15 protein-coding genes are annotated in these 14843 nt (G+C 65.6%); 8 read left to right on the top strand and 7 right to left on the bottom strand.

Annotated elements, in window-relative coordinates; genetic code table 11:
• Window positions 1-24: 24 nt before the first annotated feature.
• The 5 genes from motB to flhD form a co-directional block, all read right to left on the bottom strand.
• Window positions 25-966, bottom strand: coding sequence for a flagellar motor protein MotB (gene motB, locus B0920_RS01870; protein ID WP_078030899.1), 942 nt, complete (start codon window positions 964-966; stop codon window positions 25-27).
• Window positions 967-1013: 47 nt separating this feature from the next.
• Window positions 1014-1868: a flagellar motor stator protein MotA gene (motA, locus tag B0920_RS01865; protein WP_078030898.1), complete on the bottom strand. Its 855-nt coding sequence runs from the start codon at window positions 1866-1868 to the stop codon at window positions 1014-1016.
• Between the two features lie 143 nt (window positions 1869-2011).
• Window positions 2012-2770, bottom strand: a complete 759-nt coding sequence (locus tag B0920_RS01860) for a class I SAM-dependent methyltransferase (RefSeq protein ID WP_143745603.1) — start codon at window positions 2768-2770, stop codon at window positions 2012-2014.
• Window positions 2771-2792: 22 nt separating this feature from the next.
• Window positions 2793-3332, bottom strand: a complete 540-nt coding sequence (gene flhC / locus B0920_RS01855) for a flagellar transcriptional regulator FlhC (RefSeq protein WP_078030896.1) — start codon at window positions 3330-3332, stop codon at window positions 2793-2795.
• Window positions 3333-3382: 50 nt separating this feature from the next.
• The gene (gene flhD / locus B0920_RS01850) at window positions 3383-3700 is read right to left on the bottom strand and encodes a flagellar transcriptional regulator FlhD (protein ID WP_078030895.1); all 318 of its coding nucleotides are present in this window, start codon (window positions 3698-3700) and stop codon (window positions 3383-3385) included.
• 576 nt (window positions 3701-4276) lie between these two features.
• Here flhD and kynB point away from each other — a divergent pair.
• From kynB to B0920_RS01820, 6 genes are read left to right on the top strand one after another with little or no spacing between them, the layout of a single operon-like run.
• Entirely contained in the window at window positions 4277-4936 is a 660-nt protein-coding gene (gene kynB / locus B0920_RS01845; RefSeq protein ID WP_078030894.1) for an arylformamidase, read from the top strand.
• Window positions 4933-6192, top strand: a complete 1260-nt coding sequence (gene kynU, locus B0920_RS01840; protein ID WP_078030893.1) for a kynureninase — start codon at window positions 4933-4935, stop codon at window positions 6190-6192. The genes kynB and kynU overlap by 4 nt, the downstream gene beginning before the upstream one ends.
• Before the next feature lie 19 nt (window positions 6193-6211).
• Window positions 6212-7057 (top strand): tryptophan 2,3-dioxygenase, encoded by an 846-nt coding sequence (gene kynA, locus B0920_RS01835; RefSeq protein ID WP_078030892.1) that lies wholly within the window; start codon window positions 6212-6214, stop codon window positions 7055-7057.
• 51 nt (window positions 7058-7108) lie between these two features.
• Entirely contained in the window at window positions 7109-7660 is a 552-nt protein-coding gene (locus B0920_RS01830; protein WP_078030891.1) for an alpha/beta hydrolase, read from the top strand.
• Window positions 7657-8184, top strand: coding sequence for a GNAT family N-acetyltransferase (locus B0920_RS01825; protein WP_078030890.1), 528 nt, complete (start codon window positions 7657-7659; stop codon window positions 8182-8184). The genes B0920_RS01830 and B0920_RS01825 overlap by 4 nt, the downstream gene beginning before the upstream one ends.
• On the top strand, window positions 8181-8579 hold the full coding sequence (locus tag B0920_RS01820; protein WP_078030889.1) for a GFA family protein: 399 nt from the start codon (window positions 8181-8183) through the stop codon (window positions 8577-8579). Before B0920_RS01825 ends, B0920_RS01820 begins: the two co-directional genes overlap by 4 nt.
• A gap of 337 nt (window positions 8580-8916) precedes the next feature.
• Here B0920_RS01820 and htpG read toward each other — a convergent pair whose 3' ends face one another.
• Both htpG and B0920_RS01810 read right to left on the bottom strand, forming a co-directional pair.
• A complete protein-coding gene (gene htpG / locus B0920_RS01815) occupies window positions 8917-10836 on the bottom strand; it encodes a molecular chaperone HtpG (RefSeq protein WP_078030888.1) in 1920 nt (639 codons plus the stop codon).
• A gap of 511 nt (window positions 10837-11347) precedes the next feature.
• Window positions 11348-12763, bottom strand: coding sequence for a PLP-dependent aminotransferase family protein (locus tag B0920_RS01810; protein WP_078030887.1), 1416 nt, complete (start codon window positions 12761-12763; stop codon window positions 11348-11350).
• Between the two features lie 116 nt (window positions 12764-12879).
• On the opposite strand from B0920_RS01810, the gene B0920_RS01805 reads away from it, so the two are divergent.
• Together B0920_RS01805 and B0920_RS01800 are read left to right on the top strand one after the other, a co-directional pair.
• Window positions 12880-13794, top strand: a complete 915-nt coding sequence (locus tag B0920_RS01805; RefSeq protein WP_078030886.1) for a DMT family transporter — start codon at window positions 12880-12882, stop codon at window positions 13792-13794.
• Window positions 13795-13822: 28 nt separating this feature from the next.
• The gene (locus B0920_RS01800; protein WP_078030885.1) at window positions 13823-14818 is read left to right on the top strand and encodes a threonine dehydratase; all 996 of its coding nucleotides are present in this window, start codon (window positions 13823-13825) and stop codon (window positions 14816-14818) included.
• Window positions 14819-14843 lie beyond the last annotated feature (25 nt).

Below are 14843 nucleotides of genomic sequence, written 5' to 3'. Positions count from 1 at the left end.
TCTAGTCCTCCAGTCCAGGCCGGGCTACTTGCCCTGGCCCGACACCGCGCCCGCGGTGGCCATCGCCGCGGCCTGCGCATCCTGCGCCGGCACCTCCAGCGAGGCGGCGTCACGCATGACCGCCTCTTCGGTGCGCTTGTTCATCACGATGATGCTGATGCGCCGGTTGACCGGGTTGAACGGGTCCTTGCGGTCGAGATGGGCGGCCGCGGCCAGGCCCACCACGCGCAGCACCTTGTCCTCGCCCAGGCCGCCCAGCACCATTTCGCGGCGCGAGGCGTTGGCGCGGTCGGCCGACAGCTCCCAGTTGCTGTAGCCGGCTTCGCTGTAATACGGGGTCGAATCGGTGTGGCCCGACAGGCCGACCTTGTTCGGCACTTCGTTGAGCACCATGCCGATCACGTGCAGGATGTCCTTGGTATAGGGCTGCAGCTCGGCCTTGGCCAGCGCGAACATCGGGCGGTTCTTCTCGTCCACGATCTGGATGCGCAAGCCTTCGCTGGTGATGTCGAGCAGCAGCTGGTTCTTGTACTTCTTGAGCATCGGGTTGACCTCGATGATCGACTCGATCTTGGTCTTGAGCGATTGCAGGCGCTCCGCTTCCTGGCGCTCGAGCGCCTGCTTGGCCGCCTGCAGGTCGTAGGTCTTGGAAGTCGGGTCGATGTCGCCCTTCTTGACCTGGCCGGCGCGCCGGGTCAGGTCTTCGCCGCCGCCCTTGATGACCGAGGAAGAGTCGCCCGAGCCCGAGCCGCCCTGCATCGCCACCTTGAGCGGGTTCTTGAAGAATTCCGAGATGCCTTCGAGGTCGCCCTTGGAGGTCGAACCCAGCAGCCACATGAGCAGGAAGAAGGCCATCATCGCCGTCACGAAGTCGGCGTAGGCGATCTTCCAGGCGCCGCCGTGATGACCGCCGGAGACCTTCTTGATGCGCTTGATGACAATCGGCCGTGCGCCGTCGTCAGCCATGGGCACCTCCCATGCTCAGCTTGTCGGAATGGACGCTCATCGCGGGCTTATTTCTTCTTCTTGATGTGCTCTTCGAGCTCGGCGAAGGACGGGCGCTCGGTCGAGTACAGCACCTTGCGGCCGAATTCCACCGCCAGCGCCGGGGCGTAGCCGTTCAGGCTGGCCAGCAGGGTCACCTTCACGCACTGGAACATCTTGGTCGATTCTTCGAGCTTCTGTTCCAGCACGCTGGCCAGCGGGCCGACGAAGCCATAGGCCAGCAGGATGCCGAGGAAGGTGCCGACCAGGGCCTTGGCGATCAGGATGCCCAGCTCGGCCGGCGGAATGCCCACCGATTCCATGGTGTGCACCACGCCCATCACCGCCGCCACGATACCGAAGGCCGGCAGGCCGTCGCCCAGCTTGGCGATGCAATGGGCCGGGATCGCGCCTTCGTGGTGGTGGGTCTCGATCTCGTTGTCCATCAGGTTTTCGATCTGTAGGGCGTCCATGTTGCCCGAGACCATGAGGCGCAGGTAGTCGGTCATGAATTCGACGATGTGGTGATCGGCCAGCACCGCCGGGTATTTCGAGAACAGGGGCGAGGCCTCCGGGTTCTCGATGTCGCCTTCGATCGACATCAGGCCTTCCTTGCGCACCTTGGACAGCACGTCGAACTGGAGCGCCATCAGCTCCATATACATGTCCTTGGTGTACTGCGAGCCCTTGAAGATGGTCGGGAAGGCTTTCAGCGTCGCCTTGATCGATTTGGCGTTGTTGCCGACGAAGAAAGCGCCGACGGCCGCGCCGCCGATCATCAGGAGTTCGATGGGCTGAAACAGGGTAGCCAGGTGGCCGCCCGCCAGGGCAAATCCGCCGAACACCGAAATGCAAACGACGATGTAACCGATAATGACTAGCAAGGGACCGACTCCAGAAATGCCGGAAATATCATTCCGGCAGACGAAAAACAGTGATTCAGGGAATTATTTACCTAGGGAACTACAATAGCTTGAGAATGGGTTACCGGCAAGTAAAACAGCCCCTTTTCGCCTGATTGTGTCGCCTAAAAGTCCCACCGGTAAAGCTTTGGTCCCTCTGGTGTTGGAGTGACAATGCCAGTCGGCGGCCTGTCCGTGATGATGAATTCGTAACTGAAAAGTACAGAACCGGGACGCATCTCGCGCGCCGCCTTGTCCCACAGGGCCGGCATGGCGGCCGGGGACAGGTAGGCAAAGACGGCGTCGAAACTGCCGAAATCGAGGGAATCGTAGTCCCCGCGCACGAAGCGGGCCGGGCTGCCCGTGGCCCAGGCGCGCAGCCGGCTGGCCAGCCAGGGCAAGGGCGCCAGCTCGATGCCCCAGATACGCGACTCCGGCCGGCGCCGCTGCAGGTCCAGGACCAGGCCGCCCAGGCCACTGCCGATGTCGATCACCTGCAGCGCCCTGCCCTGGGGCAAACCCTGCGCCACCGCGTCCCAGACCTTGCGGCCGGACGGGTAATAAGGCACCTGGGTGCGGTAGGTCGACCAATAGAGCAGCAGCAAAAAGAGGAAGACGCCCAGGAAGACGGCGGGTGGGATCGCGAACTGGCCGACGCCCAGGACGGCGAGCGGAAAGGCGAACTGGATCGCGCGCCACCAGGACGCCAGGCCGCGCCACCAGCTCAGGCCAGCGGCAAACAGGCCCTGGACCAGGGCCACGTGGATATAGTTAACAGAGAGGCCGGCGCGGGCCAGGCCGTAGACGGCGGCCAGGGTCAGAGGGAAAGCCGCGAGCTGGAGCAGGAAGGCCTGGACGGCCGGGGCGCGCAGGATGCGTTTCACGCAGCGGCTCGCCGGGCCGGCCTTACTGGCTGGCCGCGTCCTTGGCCTTGCGGGTCTTGCCGGCACGCGAAGGCATGTGGCACAGGCCGCACTGGTAATCGGCGTTCAGGTCGAGGGAATTGACGACGAACTTGCCCTGGCACTTGCTGCATGGGGCCAGTTGCAGCATGCCGCTCTGGAAGAAGCGCACCAGGGTCCAGGCGCGGGTCAGGGACAGCAGCGGCTCTTCGCCCGGCTCGGGCGGCATCTGTTCGAGGTAGAGCTTGTAGGCCTTCATCACCGCCTCGATGCCGGTGGCGCCGGCATGTTCGACCAGGAAGTTATGGATATTGATGAAGAGCGAGGAATGGATGTTCGGTTGCCAGGTCAGGAACCAGTCGGTCGAGAACGGCAGCATGCCCTTGGGTGGAGAGACACCCTTGAGTTCCTTGTACAGCTTGAGCAGGCGTTCACGCGACAGCGAGACTTCGGTCTCGAGCAACTGCAGGCGGGCGCCCAGGTTGATCAGTTCGATCGCGAGCTGGATTTCCTGTGCTTCCGTGACGACGCTCTTTTTGCTCATAAACTGCTCCGGACCTGTTCACAACCGGCCGGGACCGGCCGTCAGGCGGATTATACGATCTCTTCGACCGGCTGGCCGGCCATCAGGATGGCGGCGTGCGACTGGGCCAGGCTGCGTTCCTTGGTGTGGCTGGTCAGCATGCCGAGGATGGCGGTGTCGTCGAAGCGGAAGCGGGCCAGCATCATGTTGCCGCCTGCGAGCTTCAGGATCTGGGCGTTGCTCATGCCTTCGATCAGGTCGGCGATATCGGCCGAGATACCGAGGCGGAAGATTGCGGTGACCTTGTCGGCGCGGATCATCTGCTGGGCGAGCATCAGGTAGCTCAGGTTAGCATCACGAATTTCAGCCATCATGTCGTTCGCAGTCATTTTCTCTCTCCGTTGGTGTTGAACCGGCGACTAATGTGTTGCCGTTGAGATAGATTCTGACCGTGGGGAAACTTTTGCGGAATTGGAGAAAGTCTGTATTTTTCGTCCGCGAACGACGGACAGGACCCGTAGGAGTTTGTCTGACAAACCCTTCTGGATCACTCTGATTCCCCTATGAAACCGGGGAGGGAGACGGCGCCGGGAGACACCCTGAATTGTGGCCAGGCTTCGACTTGATCTGTCGCGTACCTGAGACGTTTAACGACAGGCTTTAGGAGAACTTTAGGGTTTTTTGAAAATTTTTTTCATCTTCCCTGCCCTTCCACCCCTGTTATCGACTGCCACGCGGAGAACTTTAGGGCTGTTTGAAAAAATTTTTCGACCCATTACTGCCTATCTGGGATTCTTAACGGACGGGTTTCGAGGAACTTTAGGCCAGGACGCAAAAAAAAATAAAAAAAATTCTGGTCCAATAAAGCTTGTCGAACGTACATCAACCATTAGGCGCCATGCGGGGAACTTGTTACACTGCGGGGCTAAGCAATTGTTTAAGCTTCAAGGAATAAAGGGGTCCACATGGAAGCTCCACAACTCTGGGACATCAGCCCGACGATCTCGGCCGATATCCCGGTTTGGCCCGGCGACACGCCGTTCGAGGCCGCTCCCACCTGGCAGATCGGTAATGGTTGCCCGGTGCACGTCAGCCGCATGACCATGACGACCCACCTCGGCGCCCATACCGACGCGCCCTCGCACTACGATCCCGAGGGCGCCAGCATCGACCGGGTCGACCTGATGCCCTACCTCGGCCCCTGCCGGGTGATCCACTGCATCGGCGCCAGGCTGGTGGACGCCGCCGACCTGGCCGGCCGCCTGGAAGGCACGCCGCCGCGCGTCCTGCTGCGTACCTACGCGCAGGCGCCGCAAACAAGCTGGGACCCCGGCTTCGCCGCCATCAGCCCGGCCGCCATCGCGCTGCTGGCCAGCCGCGGCGTCGTCCTGGTCGGCACCGACGCCGCCTCGCTCGACCCGCAGGACTCCAAGACCCTGGACGCCCACCACGCGGTGCGCGCGGCCCGCATGGCCATCCTGGAGGGCGTGGTGCTGGACGAGGTCCCCGAGGGCGACTACGAGCTGATCGCCCTGCCCCTGAAATTCGCCGGCATGGACGCCAGCCCGGTCCGGGCAGTATTACGCCAACTCGTCCGCGCCCTGCCCCACAAGGAAACCGCATGAGCATGACTACCCTGACCCGCGAGGCCTGCCTGGCCCGCGACGCCGACGACCCGCTGCGCGCCCTGCGCGAACGCTTCGACCTGCCCGAGGGCGTGATCTACCTGGACGGGAACTCGCTCGGCGCCCGGCCCCGGGCCGCGCTGGCGCGCGCCCAGGAGGTCGTGGCGCGCGAATGGGGCCGCGACCTGATCACGAGCTGGAACACGGCCGGCTGGTTCGACATGCCCAAGCGCCTGGGCGACCGCCTGGCCCCGCTGCTGGGCGCGCGCGCCGGCGAGGTGGCGGTTACCGACACCACCTCGCTCAATTTGTTCAAGGCCCTGGCCGCCGCGCTCCAGCTCCAGGCCCAGGGGCCGGCGAGCGGCCGCCGCACCATCGTCACCGAGCGCAGCAACTTCCCGACCGATATCTATATGGCCGAAGGCCTGAGCCGCTGGCTCGACCGCGGCTACCGGGTGCGCCTGGTCGACGGCGTGGACGAGATTGCCGCCGCGGTCGACGCCGACTGCGCGGTGCTGATGCTCACCCACGTCAACTACCGCACCGGCTACCAGCACGACATGGCGGCCCTCACCCGCCACGCCCATGCGCAAGGCGCGCTGGCGGTCTGGGACCTGGCCCACTCGGCCGGCGCGGTGCCGCTCGACCTGCACGCCGCCGAAGCCGACTTCGCGGTCGGCTGCACCTACAAATACCTGAACGGCGGCCCCGGTGCCCCGGCCTTCATCTGGGTGCCCGAGCGCCACCAGGCGCGCTTCGACCATCCGCTCTCGGGCTGGTGGGGCCATGCCGCGCCCTTCGCGATGGCCCCCGCCTTCGCGCCCTGCGACGGCATCGGGCGCGCCCTGTGCGGCACCCAGCCGGTGGTCTCGCTGTCGCTGGTCGAGTGCGGCCTGGAGATCTTCGCCGAGACCAGCATGGAAGCGATTCGCGCCAAGTCGCTGGCCCTGACCGACCTCTTCATCGCGCTGGTGGAAAGCCGCTGCGCCGGCCACCCGCTCGAACTCGTCACCCCGCGCGAGCATGCGCGGCGCGGCAGCCAGGTCAGCTTCACCCATCCGCACGGCTACGCCGTGATGCAGGCCCTGATCGCGCGCGGCGTGATCGGCGACTACCGCGAGCCGCACATCATGCGTTTCGGCTTCACGCCCCTGTACACCAGCTACGCCGAGGTCTGGGACGCGGTCGAGGTCCTCAAGGACATCCTCGACCGCAATGCCTACGACGCCGGCGCCCAGCGCAGCGCCGTGACCTGAGCCTTCACGAGTATTGACCATGAACGACAAGACCAATCCACAGGCCGGCGAATGGCACGGCGCCAAGCTGGACTTCAAGGAGTCCATGAGCTATGGCGACTACCTCGGCCTGAACCAGATCCTCACGGCCCAGCACCCGCTCTCGCCCAACCACAACGAGATGCTGTTCATCGTCCAGCACCAGACCAGCGAACTGTGGATCAAGCTGATGCTGCACGAGCTGCAGGCGGTGCGCCGCCACATCCGCGACGACAACCTGCCGCCGGCCTTCAAGATGCTGGCCCGGGTGGCGCGCATCATGGACCAGCTGGTCCATGCCTGGGACGTGCTGGCCACGATGACGCCGCCCGAGTACACCGCGATCCGCCCCTTCCTGGCCTCGTCCTCGGGCTTCCAGTCCTTCCAGTACCGCGAGCTCGAGTTCATCCTCGGGAACAAGAACCGCGCCCTGCTGGCGGTGCATGAGAAATTCCCCGATGCGCATGCGCTGCTGGAGCGCGAGCTGCACGCGCCCTCGCTTTACGACGAGGCGGTGATGCTACTGGCGCGCAAGGGCTTGCCGATCGCCGCCGCGCGCCTGCAGCGCGACTGGACCGAGCCGACCAGCGCCGACGACAGCGTCAAGGCGGCCTGGCTCGAGGTGTACCGCGACACCGAACGCCACTGGGCCCTGTACGAGCTGGCCGAGAAGCTGGTCGACATGGAGACCGCCTTCCGCTTCTGGCGCTTCCGCCACGTCAGCACGGTCGAGCGCATCATCGGCTTCAAGACCGGCACCGGCGGCACCGCCGGCGTGAGCTACCTGCGCAAGATGCTCGACGTGGTCTTGTTCCCCGAGCTGTTCGCGCTGCGCACGGAACTGTAAACGCGCTCCGTTGTACAATCGGCAATCCGATACCCGCTGTGAGGAGAGCCCATGAAATGCGACGTCTTGATCCTGGCCGGCCTGTGGAATTCCGGCCCCCAGCACTGGCAGTCGCTGTGGCAGGCGCGTCATCCCAAGTGGATTCGCGCGGCGCACCGCGACTGGTCCAGCCCGCAGAAGGACGAGTGGGTCGCCGAGCTCGACGCCGCCATCGCCGACTGCAAGGGCGCGCCCATCCTGGTTGCCCATAGCCTGGGCTGCATGCTGGCCGTGCACTGGGCGCACTGCGGCTCGCCGCTCAAGATCGCGGGCGCCTTCCTGGTCGCGCCCAGCGACGTCGAGGCGCCGAGCTATCCGGTGCCCGCCGACGGCTTCGCACCGATTCCGCTCGCGCCCCTGCCCTTCCCCAGCCTGGTGGTCGCCAGCAATGACGATCCCTATGTCACGCCGGAGCGGGCGCGCCTGTTCGCATCGAGCTGGGGCAGCCGCTTCGTCGACATCGGCGCCGGGGGGCACATCAACGCGGAGTCGGGTTACGGCGAGTGGCCGGAGGGCGAGCGCCTGCTGGCCGAGTTCTGCGACCAGGTCACGGGGGCGACATGACGGTCCTGGAGACGGCGCGGCTGCGCCTGGAGCCGATGAGCGAAGCGCATTATGCTGGCCTGCGGGTACTTAACGGCGACCCCGAGGTGATGCGCTACATCACCGGCGCGGCCGAGACGCCGGAAGAGACCCATGCCGTCATCGCGCGCGTGCAGGAGCGCTGGGCGCGCTTCGGTTATTCATGGTGGAGCTTCATCGAGCGCCAGACCGGGGAACTGGTCGGCGCCGGCTGCATCCAGCATCTCAGGCACGACCCGGCCAATCCGCACGAAATCGGCTGGCGTCTGCGGCCCAACCGCTGGGGCATGGGCTATGCGCTGGAAGCGGCGCAACGCATGGCGCGCTTCGCCTTCGAGGAACTGGAGGCGCCGCTGCTGTGCGCGGTCTGCGACCGGGACAACGAGCGCTCGGCCCACCTGATGCGCAAGCTCGGGATGCGTCTGCGCGGCGAGGAGGTATGGGACGGGTATCCGGTGCTGCTGTACGAGATCGACCGCGCGGACTGGGAGCGCAACGCGGCGTGAAGACCTATCACGGCAGCTGCCACTGCGGCGCGGTGCGCTACGAGGCCGATATCGACCTGGCGCGCGGCACGATCAAGTGCAACTGCAGCGTGTGCGCCAAGATGCGCTTCTGGGCGGCGCAGGTGCCGCCGTCGGCCTTTCGCCTGCTGCAAGGGCGGGACAGTCTGCGCGAGTACCGTTTCCATGCGCGCCGCGACGGGCATTGCTTTTGCGGCGTGTGCGGGATCAACGTGTTTTCGACCGGGGATGCGCCGACTAGTGGGCCGTTCGTGGCGGTAACGGTGGCGAGCCTGGACGATGTGCCGGTCGAGGACTTGATCGCCGCGCCGGTGCGCTACATCGATGGCCGCAACGACAACTGGACCACGCCGCCGGCCGAGACGCGGCATCTGTAATTCTCACGCACCCCAAAACGTCGTACGCGCCACTGGCGCATACGACTTCCCGCGAAGGCGGGAACCCAAGTATTCTCGCCTGCCCCAAAAACGTCGTTCCCGGCCTCGGCAGCCTCCTTGGCGGGAACCCAAATATTATCGTCTGCCCCAGAACGTCGTACGCGCCACTGGCGCCTACGACTTCCCGCGCAGGCGGGAACCCAAGTATTCTCGCCTGCCCAAAAACGTCGTTCCCGCGGAGGCGGGAACCCAAGTTTTCTAGCGTCGTTGAAACGCATGCTTACTTGGGTTCCCGCCTTCGCGGGAACGACGTGCTTTTGCTAACGCTTAGACGAACTTACTTGGTATTCGCCAGCAGCATCTCGTTGAGGCGCTTGACGAAGGCCGCCGGGTCGCTCAGGCTGCCGCCCTCGGCCAGCAGCGCCTGGTCGAACAGGATGTGGGTCCAGTCCGCGAAGCGCGGACCTGCCGCATCTTCGTACTTCAGGCGCATCACCAGCGGGTGGTTCGGATTGATCTCGAGGATAGGCTTCGATTCCGGCGCATTCTGCCCCGCCGCCTTCAGCATGCGCAGCAGGTTGCCCGACAGGTCGTGCTCGTCCGCCACCAGGCAGGCCGGCGAATCGGTCAGGCGGAAGGTCACGCGCACGTCCTTGGCCTTGTCGGCCAGCGCGCCCTTCATCTTCTCGACCAGGTCCTTGTACTGGCTCTCGGTCTCGGCGTGCTCCTTCTTCTCTGCCTCGTCCTCCAGCTTGCCCAGGTCCAGGCCGCCCTTGGCCACCGAGACCAGCTCCTTGCCGTCGAATTCATTCAGGAAGGACAGCATCCATTCGTCGACGCGGTCGGTCAGCAGCAGCACTTCGACGCCCTTCTTGCGGAAGATTTCCAGGTGCGGGCTGTTCTTGGCGGCGGTGTAGCTGTCGGCGGTGACGTAATAGATCTTGTCCTGGCCTTCCTTCATGCGCTTGACGTAATCCTCGAAGGACACGGTCTGCTCGCTCGAATCGGCATTGGTCGAGGCGAAGCGCAGCAGCTTGGCGATGCGGTCCTTGTTGGTGGCGTCCTCGCCGATGCCTTCCTTGAGGACCTGGCCGAACTCCTTCCAGAAGGTGGCGTACTTGTCCTTGCCGGCCTGCTCTTCCGAGTTCGCCATCTCTTCCAGCATGCCCAGCACGCGCTTGGTCGAGCCCTCGCGGATCACGCGCACGTCGCGCGACTCCTGCAGGATCTCGCGCGAGACGTTCAGCGGCAGGTCGCTGGAGTCGATCACGCCCTTGATGAAGCGCAGGTAGGTCGGCATGAGCTGCTCGGCGTCGTCCATGATGAAGACGCGCTTGACGTACAGCTTGATGCCGCCGCGCTTGTTGCGGTCCCACAGGTCGAAGGGGGCGTGGCTCGGCACGTAGAGCAGCTGGGTGTATTCGCTGCGGCCTTCGACGCGGTTGTGGGTATAGGTCAGCGGGTCCTGGAAGTCGTGCGAGATGTGCTTGTAGAACTCGTTGTACTGTTCTTCGCTGATGTCCGACTTGCTGCGCGCCCACAGGGCGCTGGCCTGGTTGACGGTCTCGAACTCGTCCTTCAGGACGGTTTCCTTCTTCTCTTCGTCCCACTCTTCCTTGCGCATGACGATGGGCAGCGAGATGTGGTCGGAATACTTGCGGATGATGGACTTGAGCTTCCAGGACGACAGCAGGTCCTCTTCGCCGGCGCGCAGGTGCAGGATGATGTCGGTGCCGCGGCCTTCCTTCTCGATCGGCTCGACGCTGTAGTCGCCCTCGCCGGCCGACTCCCAGCGCACGCCTTCGTTCGCCTCGGCGCCGGCGCGGCGGGTCTCGACGACGACCTTCTCGGCCACGATGAAGGCCGAGTAGAAGCCCACGCCGAACTGGCCGATCAGGGCCGCGTCGGCCTGCTGGTCGCCCGAGAGCTTGCTGAAGAATTCCTTGGTGCCCGACTTGGCGATGGTGCCCAGGTGGGCGATCACCTCTTCGCGGCTCATGCCGATGCCGTTATCCGAGATGGTGATGGTCTTGGCCTCCTTGTCGAACGAGACCTTGATCTTGAGCTCATGGTCGTTGCCATACAGGGAGTCCTTGTTGATCGCCTCGAAGCGCAGCTTGTCGGCGGCGTCGGACGCGTTCGAGATCAGTTCACGCAGGAAGATCTCCTTGTTCGAGTACAAGGAGTGAATCATCAGTTGCAGCAGCTGTTTTACTTCAGCTTGGAAGCCAAGGGTTTCTTTTTCGGCGACAGCCATCTTGTTCCTCGTGTGAGTGTGGTTTGAAACAGACCGCCCACATATTGGGCGAAAGACAAGGATTTCAAGCCCAATCCGCGCAACAATGGCCCCAAGCCAACAAAATTTGCACAAATAAGCTTACCTGCAAACAATTTTCCGCATAACAAAAGCTTATGCAAATTTCCTTTTCCCATCAGAACCGGAAGGACGCCTCCGGCGTCCAGCGATGCAGCGCATGACGAGCAAAGATAAAACTAGGGTCAGAGTCGACTTTTTGGGCAATTCCTCAAAGTTGTCAAACAATTCGACTCCGACCCTATTTTATTTTGGCTGGCCGAGCTCGCCGAAGCATGGAACGCCGCAAAGGCAAGCAAAGCCAAACTGAGCAAGCGCAAGCTACGAACTGGTTTTCTTACGCCGCGGACAGGAAAAAAATAGGGTCGGAGTCGACTTTTTGGGCAATTCCTCAAAGTTGTCAAACAATTCGACTCCGACCCCGGTTTTTTCTTCGGCGGGTCTTGCTGCGGGGTCAGCGCAGGTGGCGTTCGAAGAAGGACCACACGCTGTCGTCCTGCAGGGTGGCGATGTTCAGGCGCATCCAGGTGGACGGCAGCTGGTTCGGGGAGAACAGGCTGCCGGGGGCGAGCAGCAGGTCTTCCTGCATCGCTTTCGCGGCCAGAACATTGGTGTCGCAGCCGGTGTCGAGCCAGACGAACATGCCGGCCGACGGGACGGGGCCGGGGCGCATGCCGAGCGCTTCCATTTGGCGCAGGGCGCGCGGCCGCACGGCGTCCAGGCGGGAGCGGATGCGGTCGAGATGCTTGCGGTAGTGGCCTTCGGACAGGACCTTGTACACCACCCGCTCGCCAAGGTCGCTGGTGGTCAGGGTCGCCAGCATCTTGCGGTCGGCTAGGCGCAAGGCCCGCTCCGGCGAGGTGGCGATGAAGCCCACCCGCAGGTTGGCCGCCATCGATTTCGAAAAGCCGCCCAGGTAGATCACGCGCTGGAGCTGGTCGAGCGCCGCCAGGCGCGTGGCGCCGCCCGGATGCAGGTCGCTGTAGATGTCGTCCTCGACCACCGTGAAGCCATGCTGCTCGGCCAAACGCAGCACCTGGAAGGCCTTGGCCGCCGACAGCGAGGTCGAACTGGGATTGTGCAGCACCGAATTGAGCACGTACAGGCAGGGCTTGTGCAGCTCGGCCAGTTGCGCGAGCTGGGCGACGTCCGGCCCGTCGGCCAGGCGCCGCACCCCGACCACCTTGAGTCCCATCGCGGCGAAGGACCCGAACATCAGGAACCAGGCCGGATCGTCCACCAGCACCGTGTCGCCCGGCTGGCAGAACTCGCGCGCCACCAGGTCCAGCGCCTGGGTCACGCCCAGGGTCGTGACGATCTGCTCGGGCGCGGCCTCGATCTCGTTCTCGGCCAGCTTGAGCTGCAACTGCTGGCGCAGGGGCAGGAAGCCCTGGGGCGCGCCATAGTTCAGCAGGCCGCTGCTGTTCTGGCGGCTCAGGGCCTTGAGGGCGTTGCCCACCGCCGGGCCGTCCAGCCAGTCGGCCGGCAGCACGCCCGCGCCCGGCGACAGGTGCAGGGGCGCCTGGCGGAACATGCTGCGGATCAGCCAGGCCACGTCCAGGGTCGGCGGCGCCGCACCGCGCGCCGGCGCCGGCGCGGGCGTGCGCCGCTCGGCCAGCACCCGCTCGCGCACGAAGAAGCCGGCGCCGCGGCGCGATTCCAGGTAGCCCTGGGCCACCAGGCGGTCGTAGCCCGCCACCACCGTGAAGGCCGAGACGCCGTGGGCGCTGGCGAACTGGCGGATCGAGGGCATGCGCGCGCCGGGGCGCAGCAGGCGCTCCTCGATGCGGGCCGCCACCGAGCGGACGATCTGGTCGGCCAGGGCCTCGCCCGATTCGCGGCTCAGGTGCAGGGGCAGCGTATTGGTCATTTCACCATCACAGTGGAAAAAGTATGTCGACAGGTGTACTGGGACTGTATTGGTCCGACAGCGCTAGCATAGACCTTCACACCGCCCCGCCGCAATCGGAATGTAAAGGAAAGCCCATGAGCGCCAGCACCACCTGCCCTGCCCCGACGATGCAGCTCGACGAAACCCGCGGCATGCTGCTCGGCCTGGCGGGCGTGGCCATCTTCAGCCTGACCCTGCCCTTCACCCGCATGGCGGTGGCCGAGCTCGACCCGGCCTTCGTGGCCCTCGGGCGGGCCCTGGGGGCGGCCGTGCTGGCGGCGGCCTGGCTGGCGTTCAAGCGCGTGCCGCTGCCGCCGCGCTCGGCCCTGTGGCCCCTGGCCCTGGTGGCGGCCGGCTGCATCGTCGGCTTTCCGCTCCTGACCTCGATCGCGCTGCGCACCCTGCCCGCCTCGCACGGCGCGCTGCTGGTCGGCGTGCTGCCGCTGATGACGGCCCTGTACGCGGCGCTGCGCGGCTACGAGCGCCCGTCCGCCGGCTTCTGGCTGATGGCCTTGCTGGGCTCCGGCCTGGTGGTCGCTTTCGCCCTGGCCCAGGGCGGCGGGACCCTGCACCTGGCCGACCTGCTGGTGTTCGGCGCGGTCGCGGCGGCCGCCGTCGGCTACGCGGAAGGCGGCCGCCTGTCGCGCAGCATGGGAGGCCAGGAAGTGATCTGCTGGGCGCTGGTGCTGTCGGCGCCGGCAGTGCTGCCGCTGCTCCTTTGGCTGGGCGGCGCGCAGTTCGCCACCCTGCACAGGGTCGGCCCGCTGGCCTGGAGCGCCTTCGCCTACGTCACCGTGTTCTCGATGTTCATCGGTTTCTTCTTCTGGTACCGTGGACTGGCGCTGGGCGGCGTGGCGCGCGTGGGCCAGGTGCAGCTGCTCCAGCCTTTCCTCAGCCTGCTCGGCGCGGCCCTGCTGCTGGGCGATGCCCTCACCCTGGTCAACTGCCTGTTCGCCCTGGCCGTGGTCGGCGTGGTGTTCGCCGGCCGCCGGATGCAGGTCCGTCACTGATCACCTCTCTAACAATAAGGAGAATCTCATGTCCCTGCCCCCGCTCGCCGACCTCGAACAGGCCGCCCTCGCCGTCTATGCCGCGATGCCGCCCACGCCCCAGTACAGCTGGCCCCTGCTGAACGTGGCGCTCGGCATCGAGACCTGGGTCAAGCACGAGAACCACGGCCCGGCCGGCGCCTTCAAGCTGCGCGGCGGCGTGGTCTACATGGAGCGCCTGCTGCGGCGCGAACCCGGCGTGCGCGGCGTGGCCGCGGCCACCCGCGGCAACCACGGCCAGTCGATCGCCTTCGCGGCGCGCCGCCACGGGCTGGAAGCCACCATCGTGGTCCCGCACGGGAACAGCGTCGAAAAGAACGCCGCCATGCGCGCCCTGGGCGCGCGCCTGATCGAGCACGGCGCCGACTTCCAGGAGAGCCGCGAGCACGCCTATGCGCTGGCCGACCGCGAACGGCTGCACATGGTGCCCTCCTACCACCCCGACCTGGTGGCCGGCGTGGCCAGCTACTGGCTGGAGCTGCTGCGCGCCCGCCCCGATCTCGACCTGGTGCTGGTCCCTATCGGCCAGGGCTCCGGCTTCGCGGCGGCGGTGGCGGCGCGCGAGGCGCTGGGCCTGAAGACCCGGATCGTCGGCGTGGTGTCGACCCATGCCCCGGCCTACCTGCTCTCCTACCAGGCCGGGCGCGCCATCGATGCGCCGGTGAGCACGGTGCTGGCCGACGGCATGGCCTGCCGCACGCCCGATCCGGTGTCGCTGGAACTGGTGCGCCGCCACGCCGACGACGTGATCGCGGTGAGCGACGACGAGGTGGCGCAGGCGATGCGCCTGATGTATGCCTGCACCCACAACCTGGCCGAAGGCGCCGGCGCTGCGGCCCTGGCCGGCGCCCTGCAGCTCAAGCGCGAGGGGCGGCTGGGCGGGGTGGACAGGCTCGGGCTGCCGCTGACCGGGGCCAACGTCGACGCCGCCCTGTTCTCGGCGGTGCTGGCGACGCCCGAAGGGCCGTCCGGCAAAGTACAATAACGCCTTCACCCACAGCAATCAGAAA

Origin of the sequence: Massilia sp. KIM (genome assembly GCF_002007115.1) — a bacterium.
In the GTDB taxonomy this organism is placed as follows: Bacteria; Pseudomonadota; Gammaproteobacteria; order Burkholderiales; family Burkholderiaceae_D; genus Telluria.
Note: the sequence above shows the minus strand (reverse complement) of the source record. Positions and strands in the feature narration are given on the sequence as shown.

What these genes read in the sequence shown, in the direction of transcription:
- motB (WP_078030899.1), bottom strand. Translation starts at nt 966, where the DNA reads ATGGCTGACGACGGCGCACGGCCGATTGTCATCAAGCGCATCAAGAAG.
- flhC (WP_078030896.1), bottom strand. Translation starts at nt 3,332, where the DNA reads ATGAGCAAAAAGAGCGTCGTCACGGAAGCACAGGAAATCCAGCTCGCG.
- flhD (WP_078030895.1), bottom strand. Translation starts at nt 3,700, where the DNA reads ATGACTGCGAACGACATGATGGCTGAAATTCGTGATGCTAACCTGAGC.
- kynB (WP_078030894.1), top strand. Translation starts at nt 4,277, where the DNA reads ATGGAAGCTCCACAACTCTGGGACATCAGCCCGACGATCTCGGCCGAT.
- kynU (WP_078030893.1), top strand. Translation starts at nt 4,933, where the DNA reads ATGAGCATGACTACCCTGACCCGCGAGGCCTGCCTGGCCCGCGACGCC.
- kynA (WP_078030892.1), top strand. Translation starts at nt 6,212, where the DNA reads ATGAACGACAAGACCAATCCACAGGCCGGCGAATGGCACGGCGCCAAG.
- B0920_RS01830 (WP_078030891.1), top strand. Translation starts at nt 7,109, where the DNA reads ATGAAATGCGACGTCTTGATCCTGGCCGGCCTGTGGAATTCCGGCCCC.
- B0920_RS01825 (WP_078030890.1), top strand. Translation starts at nt 7,657, where the DNA reads ATGACGGTCCTGGAGACGGCGCGGCTGCGCCTGGAGCCGATGAGCGAA.
- htpG (WP_078030888.1), bottom strand. Translation starts at nt 10,836, where the DNA reads ATGGCTGTCGCCGAAAAAGAAACCCTTGGCTTCCAAGCTGAAGTAAAA.
- B0920_RS01810 (WP_078030887.1), bottom strand. Translation starts at nt 12,763, where the DNA reads ATGACCAATACGCTGCCCCTGCACCTGAGCCGCGAATCGGGCGAGGCC.
- B0920_RS01805 (WP_078030886.1), top strand. Translation starts at nt 12,880, where the DNA reads ATGAGCGCCAGCACCACCTGCCCTGCCCCGACGATGCAGCTCGACGAA.
- B0920_RS01800 (WP_078030885.1), top strand. Translation starts at nt 13,823, where the DNA reads ATGTCCCTGCCCCCGCTCGCCGACCTCGAACAGGCCGCCCTCGCCGTC.